The organism is Saccharothrix sp. HUAS TT1, assembly GCF_040744945.1.
Classification (GTDB): domain Bacteria; phylum Actinomycetota; class Actinomycetes; order Mycobacteriales; family Pseudonocardiaceae; genus Actinosynnema.
The window spans coordinates 7,305,167-7,327,461 of the sequence record NZ_CP160453.1 but is presented as its reverse complement, the minus strand read 5'-3'; the positions used below and the strand labels follow the sequence as shown (position 1 = coordinate 7,327,461).

Sequence of the window (22,295 nt, the reverse complement as noted above, 5' to 3'; positions counted from 1 at the left end):
AGCGGGACGCCGATGATGTGTCGTACTCATCGGCGGCGTTATTCGGTTGGTCGGTGGTCGGTGCGCACCTCCTCGGGGTCGTGGGCGACAGCGGCGGTCAGGCGCGCTGGAGCTGGAAGCGCTGGTTGGAGCTGCCGGTGGCGGTCCACTGCGAGATGCGGGCGCCGTCGGCGGTGGAGGCGGACCACACGTCCATCGCGAGGCCGCTCTGCTGGTTGACCAGGCTCACCACGCCGCCGCCGTGGTCCACCAGCCGCCACAGCTGGTTCGGCGTCCCCGCGTCACGCTGCTGGGTGATGTCGACCCCGGTGCCGGTCCCCGAGACCTGGAGCACCAGGCCGCTGTGCCGGGCCCGCACGCGGTAGTGGTCGCCGGAGGGCAGGAACTCGAACCGCTGGTTCGCGCCGCCGGTGCCCGGCCACTGGACCAGGGCGGCCCCGACCGCCGTCGACGCCCCGTTGACGTCGGCCCGCTTGCCGCTGTGCTGCGCCACCAGGTGGTAGTCCACCCCCGGCTCGACCAGCGGGGGCTGTCCCTGCGAGGTCACGCGGTAGGTGTGGCCCGCCTGCCCGGTGAACCGGACCAGGTCGGCCTCGACCCGCTCCGGCTGCACCACGGCGCCCGCGGTGAGGTCGCGCAGCTCGTAGGGCGCGGTGAACACCCGGCTGCGGACCTTCACCACGCCGTCGCGGTCCGGGGTGACGGACAGCTCCGTGGCCCAGCCACCGCTCCACGCGGCCCCGACCGTGTGCCCACCCCGGCCGCGCAGCCCGTCCACCCTCCCGGCCGGCCAGGCGGGCGGCAGCGCGGGCAGCAGGTGCAGCTCGCCGTTGTGGCTGTGCAGCAGCATCTCGGCGATGCCGGACGTGGCGCCGAAGTTGCCGTCGATCTGGAACGGCGGGTGCAGGTCGAACATGTTCGGCGCGAGCCGGTCCGGCGTCACCAGGGAGCGGACGAGGTCGTGCGCCCGGCCGCCCTCCTCCAGCCGCGCCCAGTAGTTGATCTTCCAGGCCAGCGACCAGCCGGTGCCGGCGTCACCGCGCAGCTGGAGGGTCCGGCGGGCGGCCTCGAACAGCTGGGGCGTCCCGCGCTTGGTGATCTGGTTGCTCGGGTGCAGCCCGTACAGGTGCGAGACGTGCCGGTGGTTCGGCTCGGTCTCGACCCAGTCGTGCAGCCACTCCATGACGTTGCCGCGCGACCCGATCCGCGTCGGGGCCAGCTGCCGGCTCGTCGCGCGCACCCGCGTCCGGAAGTCGGCGTCCACGTCCAGCACCTCCGAGGCGCGGGCGCAGCCCTCGAACAGGTCGCGCAGGACCTGCATGTCCATCGTGGGACCGGCGCACACGCTCGCGTTGGCGTGGTGGGCGAGTTCCGGCGAGTTCGACGGGTTGGTCACCAGCCACTTCAGGTTCGGCTCCACCACCAGGGTGTCCAGGAAGAACTGGGCGGCGCCCTTCATCGCGGGGTAGTAGGAGCGCAGGAACCCGACGTCGCCGGTGAACAGGTAGTGGTCCCAGATCATGGTGGCGAGCCACGCGCCACCGGTCTGCCACATGCCCCAGAACGCGCCGTCGACCACCGAGGAACCCCGCCACCCGTCGGTGTTGTGGTGGGTGACCCAGCCGCCCGCGCCGTACTGGGCCCGCGCGGTGCGGGCGCCGGTCACGGCGAGGTCGTCGATCATGCGGAACACCGGCTCGTGGCACTCGGCCAGGTTGGTCGTGTCGGCCGGCCAGTAGTTCATCGGCAGGTTGGCGTTGAGGGTGTACTTGGAGTCCCACGACGGGGCGAGCTGGTCGTTCCAGATGCCCTGGAGGTTGGCCGGCTGGGTGCCCGGCCGCGACGAGGAGATCAGCAGGTACCGGCCGTACTGGAACAGCAGGGCGGAGAACTGCGGGTCGGCCGCGGCGCCGTGCCGGGCGATCCGGACGTCGGTCGGCTGGTCCGCCGCCGCTGTCCGGCCGAGGTCGAGGGTGACGCGCCCGAACAGCCTCCGGTAGTCCGCGACGTGCCGGCTGCGCAGCACGTCGTACGCCGTGCCCTGCGCGCCGCTGAGGCGGCCTCGGGCGATGCCCTGGTAGTCGCCGGCGACGTTGCGGTAGTCGACGTAGCTGGTGCCGATCGAGATGAGCAGGGTGACGCTGTCGGCGTTGGACACCCGCAGCGCGCCGCCGGAGCTGCTGGTGCTCCCACCGGTGGCGACGGCCTTGGCCAGCACGAGGAACCGGACCGCGCCCGCGATGCCCCGCTGGTCGCCGGACCGGCCGTCCAGCCCGATCGTCGTGCCGTCCGGGCTCGACGCCGTCGCGCGCTGCGGTGTGCTGAAGGAGGCCGTGAACGAGACCGCGCCCGGCGTCTCGGCCGTCAGGCGCACGGCGATCACCTGGTCGGCGGCGCTGGCGATCACCTCGCGCCGGTGCCGCACGCCGTTCGCCACGTAGGTCGTGACGGTCGTGGCGGTCGTCAGGTCGAGCCGGCGCTGGTAGTCCGACACCGCGCCGGGGGCGGGGAAGGCGAGCCTGAGGTCGCCGACGGTCTGGTAGGCCAGCTGGCCGGCGGGGTTGCCGAGCATCGCCTGGTCGATGAGGGACTGCGCCTGCGCCCACTGGTCGGCGAAGACCAGCCGCCTGATCTCCGCCAGGGCGCCCGCCCCGCGCGTGTTGGTGTAGTCGTGCGGGCCGCCCGCCCAGACGGTGTCCTCGTTGAGCTGCAACCGCTCGGTGTCGACGTTGCCGAAGACCATCGCGCCGAGGCGGCCGTTGCCGACCGGCAGCGCGCGGAGCCAGTCGCTCCCGGCCGGCTCGTCGTACCACAGCGCCAGGTCGTCGGCCGCGCGCACCTCCGGTGGCGCGGTCGAGCCGGGGCGGGCCGCCGCCGTCCACCCGCCCGGCGCCAGCGCGGCCCCGGCGCCGGCCGCGCCGAGCTTCATCAGTCGCCTTCGTGGCAAGTCCGACATGCCGAATCCTCCCGAGCGGACGGTGGCCGATGCGCCGGGAGCCTGCGCGAACGCGCTCGACCGGAGCCTCAGGGCAACGTAGCCACCGGCGGTCCTGACCGTCAATCGTCGGGGACAGCTAATGTGAACGCTAACATCTTTAGCAACGGCCTGACCTCATCGAATCACCATTCGACGGCTGAAACGGCACCACAAAAGGCAAAACCGCCGGTCCGGTTTCTAGTTAGCGTTCACAACTTTAGCAACTTTGAGCGTTGACGCTCGCCGCCGCCGGTGGCTACCGTGCCGACAGGCTCCGATCGCCGCGCACTTCCAGGTCCGCCCGTCGACGATGACGAGGGAGACTTCTCCATGCGACGCAACCCCTTTCCGATCGGGCGGACCACCACCGGGCGACGCTCCACTCAGGACTCCGCGATCGGCCGGTTCCGCGCCGCGTCGACGGCGGCCCTCCTGGTGGCCGCCGGTGTGGTGGCCGCAGTGGTGGGCTCCTCGCCGCCGGCCGCCGCGCACGCGGTCGACCCGGCCGACTTCCAGCAGGTCGAGCTGGCCCGCGGGGTCGGCGAGATGGGCGAGCCGATGACGCTCGCCGTGCTGCCGGACCGCTCGGTGCTGCACACCTCCCGCAACGGCACGGTCCGCCGCACCACGGCCGCGGGCGTCACCGGCGTGATCGGCACGGTGCCGGTCTACACGCACGACGAGGAGGGCCTGCAGGGCATCGGGGTCGACCCCGGCTTCGCCTCCAACCGGTTCATCTACCTGTTCCACGCGCCGCCGCTGTCCACGCCGGGCGGCGACGCGCCGGCCACCGGAACGGACTTCTCGGCGTGGAAGGGGGTCAACCGGCTGTCCCGGTTCACCCTGAACGCCGACTACACGCTGAACACGGCCAGCCAGGTGACCGTACTGGAGGTCGCGACCGACCGGGGCATGTGCTGCCACGTCGGCGGCGACATCGACTTCGACGCGGCGGGCAACCTGTACCTGTCGACGGGCGACGACTCGAACCCGTTCGACTCCGCCGGCTACACCCCGATCGACGAGCGGACCAACCGCAACCCCGCCTACGACGCGCAGCGCAGTGCCGGCAACGCGAACGACCTGCGCGGCAAGGTGTTGCGGATCAAGGTCAACGCCGACGGCTCGTACTCGATCCCGGCGGGCAACCTGTTCCCGCCCGGCACCGCGGGCACCCGGCCCGAGATCTACGCCATGGGGCTGCGCAACCCGTTCCGCTTCAACGTGGACAAGCCGACCGGCGCGATCTACCTCGGCGAGTACGGGCCGGACGCGGGCACCAGCAGCAGCGCGCGCGGCCCGGCCGGCCTGGTGGAGTTCAACCGGATCACCTCGGCGGGCAACTTCGGCTGGCCCTACTGCGTCGGCTCGAACACGACGGCGGAGGCGTACGTGGACTACGCGTTCCCCTCCGGGCCGTCCGGGAGCCGGTTCAACTGCGCCGCGCCGGTCAACAACTCGCCGCGCAACACCGGCCTGGGCACGCTGCCCGCCGCGCGGTCGGCGTGGATCAAGTACGACAACTGCTCCCTCGCCGCGTTCGGCTGCGGTTCGGAATCGCCCATGGCCGCGCCGGTGTACCGGTACGACGCGGCCAACCCGTCCTCGGTCAAGTTCCCGCCCTCGCTCGACGGGCACGTGTTCGCCACCGAGTTCGGCCGCCGCTGGATCAAGGCCGTCGACGTCAACGCCGACGGGTCGGCGGGGCAGATCAGCGACTTCCCGTGGCGCGGCACGCAGATCATGGACGCCGCCTTCGGCCCGGACGGCGCGCTGTACGTGCTGGACTACGGCACCGGCTGGGGCAGCGGCGACGCCAGCTCCGCGCTGTACCGCATCGAGTACAACCCGGCCGGGAACCGGGCGCCGACCGCGCGGGCGGGCGCGGACCGCACGTCCGGCGCCGCGCCGCTGGCGGTCGCCTTCTCGTCGGCGGGCTCCTCGGACCCCGAGGGCGGCGCGCTGACCTACTCGTGGAACTTCGGCGACGGCACGACGTCCTCGGCGGCCAACCCGACCCACACCTACACCGCCAACGGCCAGTACTCGGCGACCCTCACGGTGACCGACACCGGCGGTCGCTCCGGGGCCGCCACCGTGGCGATCTCGGTCGGGAACACCGCGCCGACGGTCAAGCTGGACTCGCCGGCCAACGGCGCCCTGTTCAGCTTCGGCGACGCCGTGCCGTACACGATCACGGCGTCGGACGCGGAGGACGGCGCGATCGACTGCGCCCGGGTGAAGCTCAGCTACGTGCTCGGCCACGACAGCCACGGGCACCCGATCACCACCCGGACCGGCTGCTCGGGGACGTTGCAGATCCCGGTCGACGGCGAGCACGACACGGCGGCGAACCTGTTCGCGGTGTTCGACGCCGAGTACACCGACCTGGGGGCGAACGGCCAGCCGCCGGTGACCACGCACACCCAGCACGTGCTGCAGCTGCGGCACCGCCAGGCCGAGCACTTCTCGGCGCAGTCCGGCACCGGGCTCTACGACAAGGCCGCCGCCGAGGGCGGGCGGACCGTCGGCGACATCCAGAACGGCGACTGGATCGCGTTCGAGCCGTACGCGCTCGCCGGGGCCACGAGGTTCACCGCGCGGGTGTCGTCCGCCGGCTCGGGCGGCACGCTGTCGGTGCGGACCGGCTCGCCGACGGGCCCGGTGCTGGGCACGGTGACCGTGCCGGTGACCGGCGGGTGGGAGACGTTCACCGACGTGTCCACCGCCCTGGCCACCCCGCCCGCCGGGACCGTGACGCTGTACCTGACGTTCGCGGGCGGCTCCGGCACCCTCTTCGACGTCGACGCCTACACGTTCGGCACGTCCTCGGGCGTCCGGACCGGGCCGATCGTCGGCGCCGCGGGCAAGTGCGTGGACGTCAACGCCGGCAGCACGGCCGACGGCGCGAAGGTGCAGCTGTGGACGTGCAACAGCGGCGCGAACCAGCGCTGGACGTTCAGCGGCTCCACCCTGCGCGCGCTGGACAAGTGCCTGGACGCGGCCGGTTCCGCCGACGGCAGCGTGGTCCGGTTGTGGACCTGCACCGGCGGCGGCGCGCAGAACTGGACCGCCGGGACCAACGGCTCCCTGGTCAACGCCCAGTCCGGCAAGTGCCTGGACGCCAACGGCGGCAGCTCCGCGGACGGCACCCAGTTGATCGTCTGGAGCTGCCACGGCGGCGCCAACCAGCGGTGGACCCTGCCCTGACGAGCACGCGAGGACGGTCAGCGATGAAACGCCCCTTCACCCGACGAGCGATCGGCGTGGCCTCGGCCGCCATCACCGCCGTCGCGCTCACCTCCGGTCCGCCGGCCGTCGCGGCCGACGCGCCCTACGACGTGCTGGTGTTCTCCAAGACCGCGGGCTTCCGCCACGACGCGATCCCGGAGGGCGTCCAGCTCGTCCGGGACCTGGGCGCGGCCAACAGCTTCACCGTGACCGCCACCGAGGACTCGACCCAGTTCACCACCGCCAACCTCGCGCGGTACGAGGCCGTGGTGTTCCTCAACACGACCGGGGACGTGCTCAACGCGACCCAGCAGACCGCGTTCGAGTCCTACGTCCGGGGCGGCGGCGGGTACGTCGGCGTCCACTCGGCCACCGACACCGAGCACGACTGGCCGTTCTACGGCGAGCTGGTCGGCGCCTACTTCACCTCGCACCCCGCCATCCAGCAGGCGACCGTCCGGGTGGAGAACCGGGCGCACGCGGCCACCGCGCACCTCGCCCCGGCGTGGACCCGGACCGATGAGTGGTACAACTTCCGCGGCGACGTCCGGTCCGGCGCCAGGGTCCTGGCCACGCTGGACGAGTCGACCTACAGCGGCGGCTCGATGGGCGCCGACCACCCGCACACCTGGTGCAAGACCATGGGAGGCGGGCGCTCCTTCTACACCGGCAGCGGCCACACCCGGTCCAGCTACGCCGAGGCCGGCTTCCGCGCGATGCTCCTCGGCGGCATCCGCTACGCGGCCGGCCGGACCAGGGCCGACTGCCGGCCGGAGAACGGCTACACCGCGCTGTACAACGGCTCCACCGCCGGGTGGTCGCAGGCCGGTCCGGGCGGGTTCACCGACAGCGACGGCACGCTGACCTCGTTCGGCGGCCAGGGCCTGCTCTGGCACAGCGCGCGCGAGCAGCGCTCGTACTCGCTCAAGCTGGACTGGCGGCTGGCCGGCGACGACAACTCCGGGGTGTTCGTGGGCTTCCCACCCAGCGCGGACCCGAACTCGGCGATGGCCAACGGCTACGAGGTCCAGATCGACGCCACCGACACCGCGGACCGGACCACCGGCGCCATCTACGGGTTCAAGGGCGCCGACCAGGCCGCCCGCGACGCCGCGCTCAACCCGCCCGGCGAGTGGAACACCTTCGAGCTGCTGGTCGAGGGCGAGCGGCTGCGGGTGTTCCTCAACGGCATGGCGATCAACGACTTCACCAACACCGACCCGGCCCGGTCGCTGGCGTCCGGGCACGTCGGCCTCCAGAACCACGGCGCGGGCGACGACGTGTCGTTCCGCAACGTCCGGATCAAGGAGCTGGGCGGGACGACCCCGCGCACCGGGCCGGTCGTCGGCGCGTCCGGCAAGTGCGTCGACGTCGCCGGCGGCAGCGCCGCGGACGGCGCGAAGGTCCAGCTGTGGACCTGCAACAGCGGTGCGAACCAGCGCTGGACGGCCGACGGCTCCACCCTGCGGTCGCTGGGCAAGTGCCTGGACGTGGCCGGCACGGCCAACGGCAGCGCGGTCCGGTTGTGGACCTGCACCGGCGGCGGCGCGCAGAACTGGACCGCCGGGGCCAACGGCTCGCTGGTGAACCCGCAGTCGGGCAAGTGCCTGGACGCCAACGGCGGCAGTGCCGCGGACGGCACCCAGTTGATCGTCTGGAGCTGCCACGGCGGCGCCAACCAGCGCTGGACCCTGCCCTGAACCGAAGGAGAGCCCGGATGAAGATCAGCGGTGAGGCGACCGCCTCCCCACACACGCGCCGACGGCCGGTGACGGCCGCCGCGGCGGCGGTGGTCCTCGCGGCCGGCGCGCTCACCGCGGTCGCCGCGACGCCGGCAGCGGCGGCGACGATCGACACGAGCGCGTGGTACGTGCTGGTGAACCGCAACAGCGGCAAGGCGTTGGACCTCTACAACTCCGCCACGAACGACGGCGCGCGCATCACCCAGTGGACCCGCAACGACGGCGCCAACCAGCAGTGGCAGTTCCTGGACTCCGGCGGCGGCTACTACCGGCTCAAGTCCCGGCACTCCGGCAAGGTGCTCGACGTGCCCGGCTCGTCGACCGCCGACGGCGCCGCGATCCAGCAGTGGGCCGACCACGGCGGGACCAACCAGCAGTTCCGGGCGGCCGACTCGGACGGCGGCCACGTGCGGCTGATCGCCCGGCACAGCAACAAAGCGGTCGAGGTGCAGGGCGCGTCCACCGCGGACAACGGCAACGTCGTCCAGTACTCCGACCACGGCGGCGCCAACCAGCAGTGGCTGCTGACCAAGGTGTCGGGCGGCGGCGACCCCGGCGGGAGCGGGTGCGGCAAGGCGCCGACGCTGCGCAGCGGCACGCACACCATCCAGAGCGGCGGCAAGAGCCGCAGCTTCGTCCTGCGGGTGCCCGACGGCTACGACAACACCCGCCCCTACCGGTTGATCTTCGGGTTCCACTGGCGCGGCGGCACCATGAACGACGTCTCCTCCGGCGGGACCAGCGGGACCGCGTGGTCCTACTACGGGATGCAGGAGCAGTCGAACAACAGCGCGATCCTGGTCGCGCCCCAGGGCCTGGGCAACGGGTGGGCGAACTCGGGCGGCGAGGACGTCACGTTCACCGACGACATGATCAGGCGGATCGAGGGCGACCTCTGCGTCGACCCGAAGCTGCGCTTCGCGATGGGCTTCAGCTACGGCGGCGGCATGAGCTACGCGCTCGCGTGCGCCAGGGCGACCGTGTTCCGGGCGGTGGTGGTCTACGCCGGCGCCCAGCTGAGCGGGTGCAGCGGCGGCAGCCAGCCGATCGCCTACTTCGGCCTGCACGGCATCTCGGACAACGTGCTCAACATCTCCATGGGGCGTCAGCTGAGGGACCGGTTCGTCGCCAACAACGGCTGCGCGCCGCAGAGCCCGCGCGAGCCGGGCGCGGGCAGCATGACCCACGTGACCACGGCGTACTCGTGCCGCGCGGGCTACCCGGTGCAGTGGGCGGCGTTCGACAACGGCCACATGCCCGGTCCGGTCGACGGGACCTACGCCGAGAGCGGCGTGCGGACCTGGACCAAGGGCGAGGCGTGGCGGTTCATCGCGCAGTTCTGACCGACCGGGGTCCGATCCCGCCCGCAGGAGATCCGATGGAGGTTCACGCGTGGACGTGCGGCTGGAGGGCATCACCAAGAGCTTCCTCGGCGTCACCGCGCTGCGCGGCGTGGACCTCGACCTGCGGGCGGGCGAGGTCCACGCGCTGGTGGGCGAGAACGGCGCGGGCAAGTCGACGCTGCTGAAGGTGCTCGCGGGCGTCCACCGGCCGGACTCCGGGCGCGTCCTGCTCGGCGGGTCGGAGGTGTCCTTCGGCTCGCCGCGCGACGCCCGGGCGGCCGGGATCGCGATCATCCACCAGGAGCTCGCCCTCCTCGAACACCGCTCGGTGGCCGAGAACGTGTTCCTCGGCCGGGAACCCGTGCGCCGCGGCCGGGTCGACCGCCGGGCGATGGAAGCCGGCGCCCGGCGGCTGCTCGACGAGCTGGGGGTGCGCGACGTCGACCCGGCGACCACCGTCGCGCGGCTGCCGGTCGCGCAGCGGCAGGTGGTGGAGGTCGTCAAGGCGCTGTCCGCCGACGCCGGGGTGCTCGCCATGGACGAGCCGACCGCCGCGCTGGCCGACCACGAGGTCGAACTGCTGTACCGGCTGGTGCGGCGGCTGCGCGACCGGGGCGTGGCGATCCTCTACGTCTCGCACCGGATGCGGGAGGTGTTCGACCTCGGCGAGCGGATCACGGTGCTGAAGGACGGCGCCTTCGTGGCGACCGCGGCCACCGGCGACGTCACCCCCGACGAGGTGGTGCGGCTCATGGTCGGCCGACCGCTCGGGTCGTGGTACCCCGAGCGCGGCGGCCGGCGGGGCGAGGTCCGGCTGGCGCTGCGCGGCGCGGGCAACGACCGGGTGCGCGACCTGACCTTCGACGTCCACGCCGGTGAGGTCGTCGGCCTGGCCGGGTTGCAGGGTTCGGGCAGGTCCGCGACGGCGCGGGCGATCTGCGGCGCCGAGCCGTTCACCGCGGGGTCCCTGGCGGTGGACGGCGTGCCGACCCGCGTCGACCGGCCGCGCGCCGCGGTCCGCGCGGGCATCGGCCACGTCACCGAGGACCGCAAGGGCGAGGGGCTGGCCCTGCGGCAGTCGGTGGCGGACAACGTCCTGCTGGTGCGGCGGGCGGCGTTGCGGGGCGCGGCGGCGCGGCGCTCGGCGGACCTCGCCGACCTGCTCCGGGCGGTCACCGCGACCACCCGGGGGCTGCGCCGGGAGGTGCGCCACCTGTCGGGCGGCAACCAGCAGAAGGTGGTGCTCGCCAAGTGGCTCGCGGTCGAGCCGCGGGTGCTGGTGGTCGACGAGCCGACGCGCGGCGTCGACGTGGGCGCGAAGCACACCGTCCACCGGCTGCTGCGCGACCTCGCGGGCAGCGGGGTCGCCGTCCTCCTGATCTCGTCGGAGCTGCCCGAGCTGATCGGCTTGAGCGACCGGGTCCTCGTGGTGCGCGAGGGGACCGTGGTCGGCGAGCTGCCCGCGGGCGCCTCGGAGGAGGCCGTGATGAGGCTGGCCACCGGGCGCGGGGCCGGTGGGGCGGCGTGAGCGCCGTGCCGGACAGCGCCACGCGGGACGCGGTCGCCGTGCGGGCTCGCCGATCCGCGCCGAGCCCCGTCGTGACCGTGTACGCCGCGCTGGCCGCGCTGCTCGTGGTCGGCAGTGTCCTGGTGGCGCTCGACGGCGGTGTGCTGCTCGACCAGGGCGGCATCCTCAACATCCTCACCCGCGGCACCGCGCTCGGCCTGGTCGCGGTCGGGCAGTCGCTGGTGGTCGTCACCGGGTCGCTCGACCTGTCCGTCGCCCACCTGGTCGGGCTGTGCTCGCTGGTGGCGGCCGAGACCATGGCGGGCAGCGGGGCGATGGTGGTGCCCGGCGTGCTGCTCGCGCTGGCGGTCGCCGCCGCCGTCGGGCTCGTCAACGGGCTCGTGATCACGGGCCTGCGGGTGAACGCGTTCATCGCCACGCTCGGCGTCGCGCTGGTCCTGCGCGGGTACCTGGAGCACGGCTACACCGGGCCGGCGGGCAGCGTGCCGCGCTCGTTCCAGCAGCTCGGGTACGCCCGGATCGGCCCGATCCCGGTGGCGGCGCTGCTGGCGCTGCTCGTCGCGGCGGGCGCGTGGTGGTACCTGCGGCGGACCCGCGGCGGCTACCACATGTACGCGGTCGGCGGTGACGTCGACGTGGCGCGGCTGTCCGGCGTGCGGACCGGCCGGACGATCGTCACCGCGCACGTGCTGTGCTCGCTCGCGGCGGGCCTCGCGGGCGTGTTCCTGGCCGCCAGGCTCGGTTCCGGCGCGCCGCACGTCGGCGTCGACGCCGGGTACGACCTGGAGTCCATCGCGGCCGTGGTGCTCGGCGGGACGGCTCTCGCCGGTGGCCGCGGCGGTGTCGCCGGCACGGTGGGCGGCGTGCTCGTCCTCGCGACCCTGGACACCGTGTTCGACGACCTCGCGGTCGACCCGTTCTTCAAGGACGTGGTCCGCGGGGTCGTGCTCGTCGTCGCGGTGGCGCTGTACGCCCGCCGCAGGCCGCTCCGGAGGTCGGCGTGACGTGGCGACCCCGCCTGGCCGACGGGACCGCGCCGGTGCTGGCCGTGCTGGCGGTCCTGCTGGTCGCGCTGGCCTGCACCGGCCCCGCGTACACCGAGCCGGCCGGCTACCTCGCGCTGCTCAAGCGCGCCGCGCCGCTGGTGGTCCTGGCGATCGGCCAGTACTTCGTGGTGGTGTCCGGCGGGTTCGACCTGTCCGTGGGCTCGCTGGTGACCGCGGAGGTGGTGGTCGCCGCGCGGCTGGTCGCCGGGGACGACGCGAACACCGGGTGGGTGATCGCGCTGCTGCTCGGCTGCGGCGTCCTGGTCGGCCTCGTCAACGGCCTGATCACGACGAAGCTGCTGGTGCCGTCGTTCATCGTGACGCTCGGGATGCTGCTGGTGCTGGACGGCGCGGTGTTCCTGTGGACCGGCGGCGCGCCGCGCGGCGCCCTGTCGCCGTCGTTCCGGGCGTTCGGCCGGGACGGGTTCGACGTGCCGGTCCTGGGCCGGGCGCCGTGGTCGGTGGTCGTCCTGCTGGTCGTGCTGGTCCTCGCGGTGCTGTTCATGCGCGGTCGCGCCGGGCGCACGCTGCTCGCGGTGGGCGACAACGACACGGCCGTCCGGCTGGCGGGCGGCCGGGTGGACCGGTTGCGGGTGCTGGCGTTCGTGCTCTCGGGCCTGCTGGCCGCCGTCGCCGCCATCCTGCTCGCCGGGTTCGCCGGGGTGTCCGCGCAGGTCGGCGCGGGCCTGGAGTTCCGGGCCATCACCGCGGTCGTGCTCGGCGGCGTCCTGCTCGGCGGCGGTCGGGGCTCGGTGGTGGCCGCGGCCGCCGGTGCGCTGTCGCTGGAAGCCCTGTTCTCGCTGTTGAACCTGCTCGGCGTCGCGGGCGCGCTCGAATCCGCCGTGCAGGGCCTGATCATCATCGCCGCGGTCGCCTACGCCGCCCGCTCGCGGCGGGTGCTCCGCCCCCGCGAACCGGCCGTCCCCTGAACACCGAGGAGCAGCACCATGCCCAGGAAGTGGTTCGCACTCGCCCTCGTGGGCGCCCTCGTCACCGCCGGGTGTTCGAGCGACCTGCCCACCGACGGCCCGGGCGCCGCGACGCCCTCGGGGCGGGCCGGGTCGGGGTTCTTCGACCGGGCCGAGTACGAGCGCCAGCTGGGGCTGCGCACCGGCACGCCGGTCGGCTTCGAGGGCGGCGCCCCGCCCGCCGGGCCGTGGGAGCAGATGCTCGACCCGGAGCTGGTCGACACCACCGGGTACGCCAAGCCCGGCGGCGATCACCACCTGTGCTTCTCCAACGCCTCGGTGGACAACCCGTGGCGGCAGGTCGGGTTCAAGACCATGACGGAGGAGGTGGCGCTGCACCCGGAGATCACCAGGTTCACCGTGCTCGACGCGGAGGCCAAGGACGACAAGCAGATCAGCGACATCCAGTCGTTCGCCTCCCAGGGGTGCAGCGCGCTGATCGTGTCGCCGAACACGACCGCCACGCTGACACCGGCCGTCGAGGCGGCGTGCGCGACCGGTGTGCCGGTGATCGTGTTCGACCGCGGCGTCGACTCCGACTGCCCGGTCACGTTCATCCACCCGATCGGCGGGTTCGCGTTCGGCGCGGACGGCGCCGAGTTCCTGGCGGAGGAGGTGGAGCCGGGCGGCAAGGTGCTGGCGCTGCGCATCCTGCCGGGCGTGGACGTGCTGGAGCAGCGGTGGGCCGCGGCGAACGAGGTCTTCGCCGGCAGCGGGCTGGACGTCGTCGGCGTCGAGTTCACCGACGGCGACGCGGCCAGGACCAAGACCATCGTCGGCGACTACCTCCAGCGCGAGGGCCGGATCGACGGCGTGTGGATGGACGCCGGCGCGACCGCCGTGGCCGCGGTGGAGGCGTTCCAGGACGCGGGCGCGCCGATCCCGCCGTTCGTCGGCGAGGACCAGCAGGACTTCCTGCGCACGTGGGTCGCGGAGGGGATGACCGCGGTCGCGCCCACCTACCCGACCTTCCAGTGGCGCACGCCGATCATCGCCGCGCTGCGGGTCCTGGCGGGCGAGCCGGTCCCCGAGGAGTGGGTGCTGCCCCAGCCGAAGGTGACGGAGGACGACGTCCGGGACTTCATCGAGCAGGACATGCCGCCGCTGCACTACGCGATGTGCGGCTGCGAGGGCATGCCGGGTTACCCCGGTCCGTGGAAGTAGCCGTGGACGCCGCGGGGCGGGACCACCGGGACGGGGGCGCGCGGATGTGGGACATCGGGATCAGCACCTGGGTCTGGGCGTCACCGCTCACCGACGAGGTGCTGGCGGCGCTCGCGCCGCGCATCCGCCGGTGGGGCTTCGACGTCGTCGAACTGCCGGTGGAGCAGCCCGGCGACTGGGACCCGCACCGGGCGGCCGACCTGCTGGCCGGCCTCGGCCTGAAGGCCGCGGTCTGCCTCGTCATGCCGCCCGGTCGGGACCTGGTCGAGCCGGACGCCGTCGCCGACACCCAGGAGTACCTGCGGCACGTCGTGGACGTGGCGGCGGTCGTCGGCAGCGGCGTGGCGGCCGGTCCGGCGTACAGCGCGGTGGGCCGCACGTGGCGGATCGGGAACCGGCCGGAGGTCTACGCCCGGCTGCGCGACAACCTCGCCCCGGTGGTCGAGCACGCGGCGTCGAAGGGCGTCCGGATCGCGGTGGAACCGCTGAACCGCTACGAGACGAGCCTGCTCAACACGGTCGGGCAGGCGCTGGAGGCGCTGGACGGGCTGCCCGACGAGGGCTGCGGGCTGGCGCTGGACACCTACCACCTGAACATCGAGGAGTCCGCGCCCGCCGAGGCCATCCGGGCGGCGGGCGCGCGGATCGCGCACGTGCAGGTGTGCGCCAACGACCGCGGCACGCCGGGGAACGACCACCAGGACTGGCCCGCGCTGCTGGGGGCGCTGGCCGACACCGGTTACCGGGGTCCGCTCTGCGTCGAGTCGTTCACCCCGGACAACGCCGCCATCGCGACGGCCGCTTCGATCTGGCGACCGCTGGCGGAGTCCCCGGACGCCCTCGCCACCGGCGGGTTGGCGTTCCTGCGCGGCGCCACCGCGCCGTTCACGCGATGACCGCCGTCAGCGCGGCGGCGCCACGGACCGCCGGTCGCGGACGGGCATGGTGACGTAGTGGGCGCCGTTCCCGCCCGACCGGCCCGGCGCGGACCCGGCCAGCAGGAGGTCGACGGCCCTCGCCCCGAGGTCGTGGTGCGGGAAGGCGACCGTGGTGAGGCCCGGTCGCAGCCACGAGGCGATGGGGTGGTCGCAGAAGGAGACCACGGAGACGTCGTCGGGCACGGTGAGGCCGGCTTCCTGCAGCGCCTGGTAGGCGCCCAGCGCCAGCCGGTCGTCGAGGCAGATCAGCGCGCGGGGGAGCGCCGAGCCCAGCAGGTCCCGCGTCGCGGCGAAGCCGGACTCCGGCAGCCACCACCGGCACGGGCGCGCGCTCTCCACCGCCACCCCCGCCTCGCCCAGCGCCTGGCGGATGCCGGTGAGCCGGTCGGTCGCGGCGGTCCGCCCGGGAGGCGCGCCGCCGTCCGGGTCGGCGCCGATGAGGTGGATGCCCCGGGTGTGGCCCGCGTCCAGGAGCACGCGCGCGGCGGCGTGGCCGCCCCGGACCTCGTCGGGCAGGACGGAGGGCAGCGCCGACGGCTCCCGGGGCAGCGCGTTGAGCAGCACCGCGGGGCGCTCGGCGAGTCCCGCCGGGACGCTGATCGCCCTGGTGTGCACCGCGGCCAGGACGATGCCGTCGACCTGGTGGTCGTGCATCGCCTCGATCAGCGCGCGTTCGAGGCCCGCGTCGCCCTCGGTCTCGCCGAGCAGCAGCGTCACGCCGTGCCTGCGCGCCGCGCCGAGCGCACCGCTGATCATGTCGCCGGCGAGGCGGGAGCCGGCGACCGAGTCGGACACCAGCGCGATCGTCCGCGTCCTGGCGCCGCGGCCCGCGGCCCGGTTGCGGCGGTACTCCATCTCCGCCGCCGCCTCGCGGACCCGCCGCTGCATCTCCTCGGAGATCCGCAGGTCCGTGCCGCGCCCCGACAGCACCAGGGAGACGGTGGTCTGCGAGACGCCGACGGCCTTGGCCACGTCGGCCAACGTGACCCGTCGTGCGCCCACCGCGACCTCCCGTCGATGAGTCGGACTCATCCTGTTTCCGACTCCGACTACTCATGACAACCGCAGGATGCCCACATCGTCAAGAGAACATGCGCAGTTTCTTGAGGCACAACCACAGTCTTCTGAAGCACCCGACATCCCCGGTGTCCACCAACAGTCCTCGATGGCTTCGGTAAGTACTACTCATCCTTCCCTGCGGAAGAGGAGATCGGTATGCTCAGCACCGCCGAGCGGCTTGACCACCGTCGACGGGGCCGTGACGCGGTCGGCCGCCCCCGGCGCCGCGAGCCGAGCCGTGCGGCCCGGACCCCGTCCCTCCTCCACCCGTCCGGCGCCGCCCCGGGCCGACCCGCACGATCCGGTTCGTCCTCGCGACCGCCACGATCGGCACGCCGATCGCCGCGGCGCCCGTCCTGGTCGTCTACCCGCTCCCGCGGCGCCGGATCGCCGACGGCGTCACCGCCGGGGCCACGAAGGGCTGACATGCGCATCACCGGTTATCAGACCCTCACCACCGTCCAGGACTGGGGACGGCCGATCGGCGACGCCAACGGCGTCCTCGCCGGCGGTGTCGTCCCGGTGCCGATCGTCGTCGTGGAGACGGACGCGGGTGTCACCGGTGTCGGGTTCGGGCCGCACGTGCAGATCGAGGCGGTCTTCGCCGCGATCGAGGGCGAGGACCCCCGCGGCGTCACCGCCCTCTACGACCGGATGCTGCGCCGGGTGTTCAAGGCGGGCCACGCGGGTGCGGTGTTCGGCACCATCGGCGCCCTCGACACCGCGCTGTGGGACATCAAGGCGCAGGTCGCCGGGGAACCGCTGTGGCGGCTGCTCGGCGGGCGCGACCGCCGCGTGCCCGCGTACGCCTCCGGCCTGGACATCGGACTGGGCGACGACGAGCTCGTGGCGGCGTACGGGGCCTACGCCGACCGCGGGCTGCGCGCGGCGAAGATCAAGGGCGGCCTGGACGTCGACCGGGACCGGGACCGCCTGATCCTGGTGCGCGACGTGCTGACCGCCGCCGGCCGCGGGACGCGACCCGGTCTGATGCTCGACGTCAACGAGTCCCTGACCCGCAAGCAGGCGGTCCGCCACGTCGGCGAGCTGGAGCGGGTGCTCGACCTGACCTGGGTCGAGGAGCCCGTCCGGCGCTGGGACGCGGAGGGGCACGCCGCCGTCAGCCGCGGTGTCCGGGCGTCGGTCGCCAGCGGGGAGAACCTGAGCGGGCTGGAGCAGTACCGGCCGCTGATCTCGGCGGGCGCGGTCGACGTCGTGCAGGCCGCGGCGGTCTGGGGCGTCACGCACTTCCTGCGCGTCTCGGCCCTCGCGCACGCCCACGACCTGCCCGTGAGCCCGATCGGCACCACCCCGTTCGGGCTGCTGCACGCCGCGACGTCGGTGCCGAACCACCTGGTCAGCGAGTTGCAGGAGCTGTGCCCGCCGGTCGGCGTCTCGGTCGACCTGCACGTGGAGGACGGCGCGTTCGTGCTGGGGGACAGCCCGGGGCTGGGCCTGCGCGTCGACGAGGAAGCGGTCGCCGCCGCACGCCACCCGGTTCCCGCCCCGGCGTCGGAGGGGCCGCACGTCCGGCCGGAACGCGCCGGGCAGCGCCTGCTCGCCGTCGCGCCGCGCACCGCCGTCCCACCCGACCAGCTGAACCCGCTGCCGTCCTGACCCGCTGCCGCCCTGACCCGCTGTGGCACCGAACCGCTGCGGCACCGAAACCGTTGCCGCCCCGACCGATCGCCGCACCACGCACCCCCCGATGCCAGGAGGTCCCCTTGTTCGCGTCCTCGTCCCCCGCGGTGCGAAGGTCGTTGTCGGCCGCCACCGCTGCCGCGGTGCTGGCGGCGGTGGTGGCCCTCGCCCCGCCCGCGCAGGCCGCCACCACGACCCTCCACGCCTCGCCCTCCGGCGCCGGGACCAGCTGCTCGGCCACCCAGCCGTGCTCGTTGTCCGCCGCCCAGGCCGCGGTGCGGTCGCAGAGCGCCGGCATGTCCGGCGACATCGTCGTGCAGCTCGCCGACGGCGTGTACCGGCTCACCGAACCGCTGCGGCTGACCGCGGCGGACTCCGGGAACAACGGCTACCGCGTGCGGTGGCAGGCCGCCCCGTCGGCGCGTCCCGTCATCAGCGGCGCCCGCGCCGTCACCGGGTGGTCGGTGGTCGACGCCGGCCGGAACGTCTGGCGCGCCACCGTCCCCACCGGGATCGACTCGCGGCAGCTGTACGTCGACGGCGCGATCGCGACGCGGGCGCGCACGCAGGTCAACCGGGCCGACTTCACCTTCACCGGCACGGGCATGAGGTTCGCCAACTCCGCGCTCGGCTACCTGAACACCCTGGCCGACCAGGGCCGGGTCGAGGTGGAGAGCGTCAACTCGTTCACCGACCGGTACTCGCCGGTGCAGGCCATCAGCGGGAACTTCCTCACGATGCGGCAACCCGCGTGGAACAACAACACCTTCGGGTACGACACGCTGGCCGCCCCGCACCGGGCGGGCCCCCTCTACCTGGTCAACTCCCACCGGTTCCTGGACTCGCCGGGGGAGTGGCACCTCGACCCCGCGACGGGAGCGCTGTCCTACATCCCGTTGGCCGGGCAGGACATGAGCGCCGTCAGCGTGGAACTGCCCGTGCTGCAGTCCCTGGTGAACATCGGCGGCACCTACGACGCGCCCGCGCACCACATCTCGTTCAGCGGCATCACGTTCACCGGCACCAGCTGGCTCGGCCCCAGCGGCGACCAGGGTTACGCGGACCAGCAGACCGGCGCCTACCTGGCGGGCAACTGGAACTGGCCCGCCGACCGGATCACCTCGTGCCAGAACGGGTGCGCCCAGTTCGAGGCCGCCCGCCCGCACTGGAGCCAGATGCCCGCCGCCGTGCAGGTGTCCGCCGCCGCCGACATCGCGTTCAGCGAGTCGCGGTTCGTCAACCTCGGCCAGACCGCCATCGGCATCGGCAACGACGCCAACGCCCACGCGAGCGGGGTCGGCCTCGGCGCGCGCGACATCACGGTCACCCGGTCGGAGATCGCTCGCAGCTCGGCCGGCGGCGTCGTGGTCGGCGGCGTGCGCGCCGACGCGCACCACCCGAGCGACCAGCGGATGGTCAACCGGAACATCACCGTCAGCTACAACCGCATCCACGACCTCGGCGTCGAGTACCGGGGCAACGTCTCGGTGCTGAACACCTACGTGAGCACCGCGACCGTGTCCCACAACGAGATCTACAACATGCCGTACTCCGGCATGTCGATCGGCTACGGCTGGGGCGCCAACGACGCGGGCGGCAGCAACCACTACGCCAACCGCGGCCTGTACAACTACCAGCCGCGCTACACGACGCCCACCACGGCGTCGGACAACCGGCTCGTCAACAACTACGTCCACGACGTCATGCAGCAGATGAACGACGGCGGGTGCGTCTACACGCTGGCGGCGAACCCGAACGCGGTGATCAGCGGGAACCACTGCCTGCGGACCAACGGCCACTTCGGGCTCTACTTCGACGAGGGCTCGCGCTACTACACCGCGACCAACAACGTGTTCTCCAACACCGGCACGTGGGCGACCGCGAACTACTGGGGCGGCGAGAACATGGGCAACTGGAGGGTCACCGACAACTGGTCGACCAACGGCAGCACGAACGTGACCAACGGCGACCGCGGCAACGTGGTGTCCGGCAACGTCATCGTCACCAACGGCAACTGGCCCGCGGGCGCCCAGGCGGTGATGGCCGCGGCCGGGCCGGGTGGCAGCAGCGGCGGCGGCCCGCGGAACGCGATGCTCGTGGGCGGCCAGTCGGGTCGTTGCGCCGAGGTCGCGAGCGGCGCCGCCAACGGCGCGCAGGCCCGGCTCTGGGACTGCAACGGCGGCGCCAACCAGCGGTGGACCCTCACCTCGGGCAAGCAGCTCACGGTGTCCGGCAAGTGCTTGGACGCCAGCGGCCGGGGAACCGCGAACGGCACCGCGGCGATCGTCTGGGACTGCAACGGCCAGGCGAACCAGCAGTGGAACGTCAACGCCGACGGCACCATCACCGGCGTGCAGTCCGGGCTGTGCCTCGACGCCAGCGGCAACGGGACCGCGAACGGCACGCTCCTCCACCTCTGGTCGTGCCACGGCGGCGCGAACCAGCAGTGGAGCGCGCGCGACTGACAGCGACGGCACAACGCCCGACCGAACCCGATCCCCCAGGAGAAGACGTGCGACCGAGACTCCGAGCACTGGCCGCCCGCGCCGCGGCCCTGATCACCACCGCCTTGATCACCACCACCCTGCTGCCGGTCGGCCAGGCCGCCGCCGAGTCCAACGGCGGGGTGCGGGTGATGCCGCTGGGCGACTCGATCACCGAGGGGACGCAGGTGCCCGGCGGCTACCGCATCGGGCTGTGGCAGCGCTTCGGCGCGGGCAACCACCGGGTCGACTTCGTCGGCTCCCAGTTCAACGGCCCGGCGTCGCTGGGCGACCACGACCACCAGGGCCACCCGGGCTGGCGCATCGACCAGATCGACGCGAACGTGGTCACCTGGCTGCGGAACACCAACCCGCGCACGGTGCTGCTGCACATCGGCACCAACGACATCCTGCAGAACCACAACGTGTCGAGCGCGCCGTCCCGGCTGTCGGCGCTCGTCGACCGCATCACCGCGACCGCGCCGAACGCCGACGTGTTCGTCGCGACGATCATCCCGCTGGCCAACTCCGGGCAGAACGCCGCGGCCCGGACCTTCAACGCCACGATCCCCGGCATGGTGCGGGGCAAGGTGGACGCGGGCAAGCGGGTGCACCTGGTGGACATGCACGCCGCCCTGACGACGGCCGACCTGATCGACGGCGTCCACCCCACCGCCACCGGCTACGACAAGATGGCCGCGACCTGGCACGCCGCGCTGCGCGCCGTGCCCGGCAGCATCGGGGACCCGGTCACGTCGTCCGGCAGGCAGGTCGTCGGCGTGCCCTCGGGCCGCTGCCTGGACGTGCCGGGCTCGTCCACCGCCAACGGCACCCGGCTCCAGCTGTGGGACTGCCACGGCCAACCCAACCAGTCGTGGACGCACAACTCGTCCAGGCAGCTGGTGGTCTTCGGCACGAAGTGCCTGGACGCCTACGGCCGGGGCACGACCAACGGCACCCGGGCCGTGATCTGGGACTGCCACGGCGACGCGAACCAGCAGTGGAACGTCAACGCCGACGGCACGATCACCAGCGCGCAGTCCGGCCTGTGCCTGGACGCGTACAACCTGGGCACCGGCAACGGCACCGAGCTGGTCCTGTGGACCTGCAGCGGGCAGGCCAACCAGCGGTGGACCCTGCGCGCCTGATCAGCGGGCGCCGGTCCCGCCCGGCACGCCGGCGAGCAGGTCGGCGACGGTGTGGGCGCGCACGTCGGCGAGCGGGTCGGTGGTGAACCGGCGCGCGACGTCGCGCACGTGCTCCTGGGCGGGGCCGGCGAGGCCGTCGTAGACGGCGGCGAACAGGTCGCGGGCGCGACCCCGCGGCCAGCCCGGCGGGAGCAGGTCGAGGGGCAGCCCCGGGTCGAGGATGGGGAGGCGGCGGTAGGTGTCCATGACCTCGGTGCGGGCCCGGACCGCTTCGACCCCGGTGACCCGGGAGTCCCGGATTCCGGCCTCCAGCGGGCTCCAGCGCTCGATGAACTCCTCGTACCGGCGGGCGATGGCCGCCGTGTCCCAGGCGTCCAGGGGAGCGCGGCCGGTCGTCGCGCCGAGGTCGACGTGGCGCGCGCGGAACACGGTCATGGCGCCGAGGGCGAGGTCGACCAGCTGCGCCCTGAGCTTGTCGGTGAGGTCGTGGGGTGAGATCCACAGGCCGTCGTAGAGGGGCGCGTGGCCGAGCCAGCGCAGCAGGCCGCGCAGCTCCCGCCGCCGGGTGACCTCTTCCTGGGGCAGCGAGAAGGCGATGAGCGTCCACCACCGGTCCCAGGCCCGGTCGCCGACGGCCGCGGCGGCGATGGACCGCCCGCCGGCGGCGAGGTTGTGGGCGGCGGCCGCGGTGAGCCGGTAGGAGCTGTTGCGGCCGTGCCTGCTGGCCTCCAGCACGCCGCGGCGGGCGAGCCTGCTGGTGGTGGCGCGGGCTCCGGCGTGGCTCACGCCCGCCTCGGCGAGCAGCGCCACGATCGCCGCCGACGGCAGCCAGGCGCGGGCGCCGAGGGTGTAGTCGGCCATCAGGGTCACGGTCAGGCCCTGCGGCGAGCTGCCGGCCTGCCGCCGGGGCAGCCGGACCCCGTCGCCCGGAAAGATCTCCTCGATGTCGTACGGGCTGGTCACGGCGGCTCCGCTGCGGCTCTGGGATCGGTCGGCACCGACTGTAACGGGCTCCGAGTGGCGCAAG

Annotated in this window: 14 protein-coding genes; 11 read left to right on the top strand and 3 right to left on the bottom strand. The window is 73.5% G+C overall.

The window, feature by feature from the left end; genetic code table 11:
* Window positions 1-97 precede the first annotated feature (97 nt).
* Window positions 98-2,956 carry a glycoside hydrolase N-terminal domain-containing protein gene (locus AB0F89_RS32110; RefSeq protein ID WP_367129397.1) on the bottom strand — a complete coding sequence of 953 codons (2,859 nt, stop codon included), beginning with the start codon at window positions 2,954-2,956 and terminating at the stop codon, window positions 98-100.
* 351 nt (window positions 2,957-3,307) lie between these two features.
* Between AB0F89_RS32110 and AB0F89_RS32105 the strand changes: the two genes are divergently transcribed.
* From AB0F89_RS32105 to AB0F89_RS32070, 8 genes are read left to right on the top strand one after another with little or no spacing between them, the layout of a single operon-like run.
* Entirely contained in the window at window positions 3,308-6,187 is a 2,880-nt protein-coding gene (locus tag AB0F89_RS32105) for a PQQ-dependent sugar dehydrogenase (RefSeq protein ID WP_367129396.1), read from the top strand.
* A 23-nt stretch (window positions 6,188-6,210) separates the two neighbouring features.
* The gene (locus AB0F89_RS32100) at window positions 6,211-7,908 is read left to right on the top strand and encodes a ThuA domain-containing protein (protein WP_367129395.1); all 1,698 of its coding nucleotides are present in this window, start codon (window positions 6,211-6,213) and stop codon (window positions 7,906-7,908) included.
* Between the two features lie 17 nt (window positions 7,909-7,925).
* A complete protein-coding gene (locus AB0F89_RS32095) occupies window positions 7,926-9,293 on the top strand; it encodes an RICIN domain-containing protein (protein WP_367129394.1) in 1,368 nt (455 codons plus the stop codon).
* A gap of 49 nt (window positions 9,294-9,342) precedes the next feature.
* Window positions 9,343-10,821, top strand: coding sequence for a sugar ABC transporter ATP-binding protein (locus tag AB0F89_RS32090; RefSeq protein ID WP_367129393.1), 1,479 nt, complete (start codon window positions 9,343-9,345; stop codon window positions 10,819-10,821).
* A gap of 5 nt (window positions 10,822-10,826) precedes the next feature.
* Complete coding sequence (locus tag AB0F89_RS32085) at window positions 10,827-11,825, top strand: ABC transporter permease (protein WP_367139073.1); 999 nt, start codon at window positions 10,827-10,829, stop codon at window positions 11,823-11,825.
* Window positions 11,822-12,796, top strand: a complete 975-nt coding sequence (locus AB0F89_RS32080) for an ABC transporter permease (RefSeq protein ID WP_367129392.1) — start codon at window positions 11,822-11,824, stop codon at window positions 12,794-12,796. The genes AB0F89_RS32085 and AB0F89_RS32080 overlap by 4 nt, the downstream gene beginning before the upstream one ends.
* A gap of 18 nt (window positions 12,797-12,814) precedes the next feature.
* On the top strand, window positions 12,815-13,999 hold the full coding sequence (locus AB0F89_RS32075; RefSeq protein WP_367129391.1) for a substrate-binding domain-containing protein: 1,185 nt from the start codon (window positions 12,815-12,817) through the stop codon (window positions 13,997-13,999).
* A 2-nt stretch (window positions 14,000-14,001) separates the two neighbouring features.
* Window positions 14,002-14,895, top strand: a complete 894-nt coding sequence (locus AB0F89_RS32070) for a sugar phosphate isomerase/epimerase family protein (protein WP_367129390.1) — start codon at window positions 14,002-14,004, stop codon at window positions 14,893-14,895.
* A gap of 6 nt (window positions 14,896-14,901) precedes the next feature.
* Here AB0F89_RS32070 and AB0F89_RS32065 read toward each other — a convergent pair whose 3' ends face one another.
* Window positions 14,902-15,939 carry a LacI family DNA-binding transcriptional regulator gene (locus tag AB0F89_RS32065; RefSeq protein ID WP_367129389.1) on the bottom strand — a complete coding sequence of 346 codons (1,038 nt, stop codon included), beginning with the start codon at window positions 15,937-15,939 and terminating at the stop codon, window positions 14,902-14,904.
* 483 nt (window positions 15,940-16,422) lie between these two features.
* Here AB0F89_RS32065 and AB0F89_RS32060 point away from each other — a divergent pair, with 483 nt between their 5' ends.
* From AB0F89_RS32060 to AB0F89_RS32050, 3 genes are all read left to right on the top strand, one after another.
* The gene (locus tag AB0F89_RS32060) at window positions 16,423-17,613 is read left to right on the top strand and encodes a mandelate racemase/muconate lactonizing enzyme family protein (RefSeq protein WP_367129388.1); all 1,191 of its coding nucleotides are present in this window, start codon (window positions 16,423-16,425) and stop codon (window positions 17,611-17,613) included.
* Between the two features lie 131 nt (window positions 17,614-17,744).
* Window positions 17,745-20,102, top strand: a complete 2,358-nt coding sequence (locus tag AB0F89_RS32055) for a ricin-type beta-trefoil lectin domain protein (protein ID WP_367129387.1) — start codon at window positions 17,745-17,747, stop codon at window positions 20,100-20,102.
* A 47-nt stretch (window positions 20,103-20,149) separates the two neighbouring features.
* On the top strand, window positions 20,150-21,268 hold the full coding sequence (locus AB0F89_RS32050) for an RICIN domain-containing protein (RefSeq protein WP_367129386.1): 1,119 nt from the start codon (window positions 20,150-20,152) through the stop codon (window positions 21,266-21,268).
* Here AB0F89_RS32050 and AB0F89_RS32045 read toward each other — a convergent pair whose 3' ends face one another.
* Complete coding sequence (locus AB0F89_RS32045) at window positions 21,269-22,231, bottom strand: PaaX family transcriptional regulator C-terminal domain-containing protein (protein ID WP_367129385.1); 963 nt, start codon at window positions 22,229-22,231, stop codon at window positions 21,269-21,271.
* Window positions 22,232-22,295: the final 64 nt, after the last annotated feature.

Coding starts and splice junctions, on each gene's coding strand:
- AB0F89_RS32110 (WP_367129397.1), bottom strand. CDS start 2,956: ATGTCGGACTTGCCACGAAGGCGACTGATGAAGCTCGGCGCGGCCGGC.
- AB0F89_RS32105 (WP_367129396.1), top strand. CDS start 3,308: ATGCGACGCAACCCCTTTCCGATCGGGCGGACCACCACCGGGCGACGC.
- AB0F89_RS32100 (WP_367129395.1), top strand. CDS start 6,211: ATGAAACGCCCCTTCACCCGACGAGCGATCGGCGTGGCCTCGGCCGCC.
- AB0F89_RS32095 (WP_367129394.1), top strand. CDS start 7,926: ATGAAGATCAGCGGTGAGGCGACCGCCTCCCCACACACGCGCCGACGG.
- AB0F89_RS32075 (WP_367129391.1), top strand. CDS start 12,815: ATGCCCAGGAAGTGGTTCGCACTCGCCCTCGTGGGCGCCCTCGTCACC.
- AB0F89_RS32060 (WP_367129388.1), top strand. CDS start 16,423: ATGCGCATCACCGGTTATCAGACCCTCACCACCGTCCAGGACTGGGGA.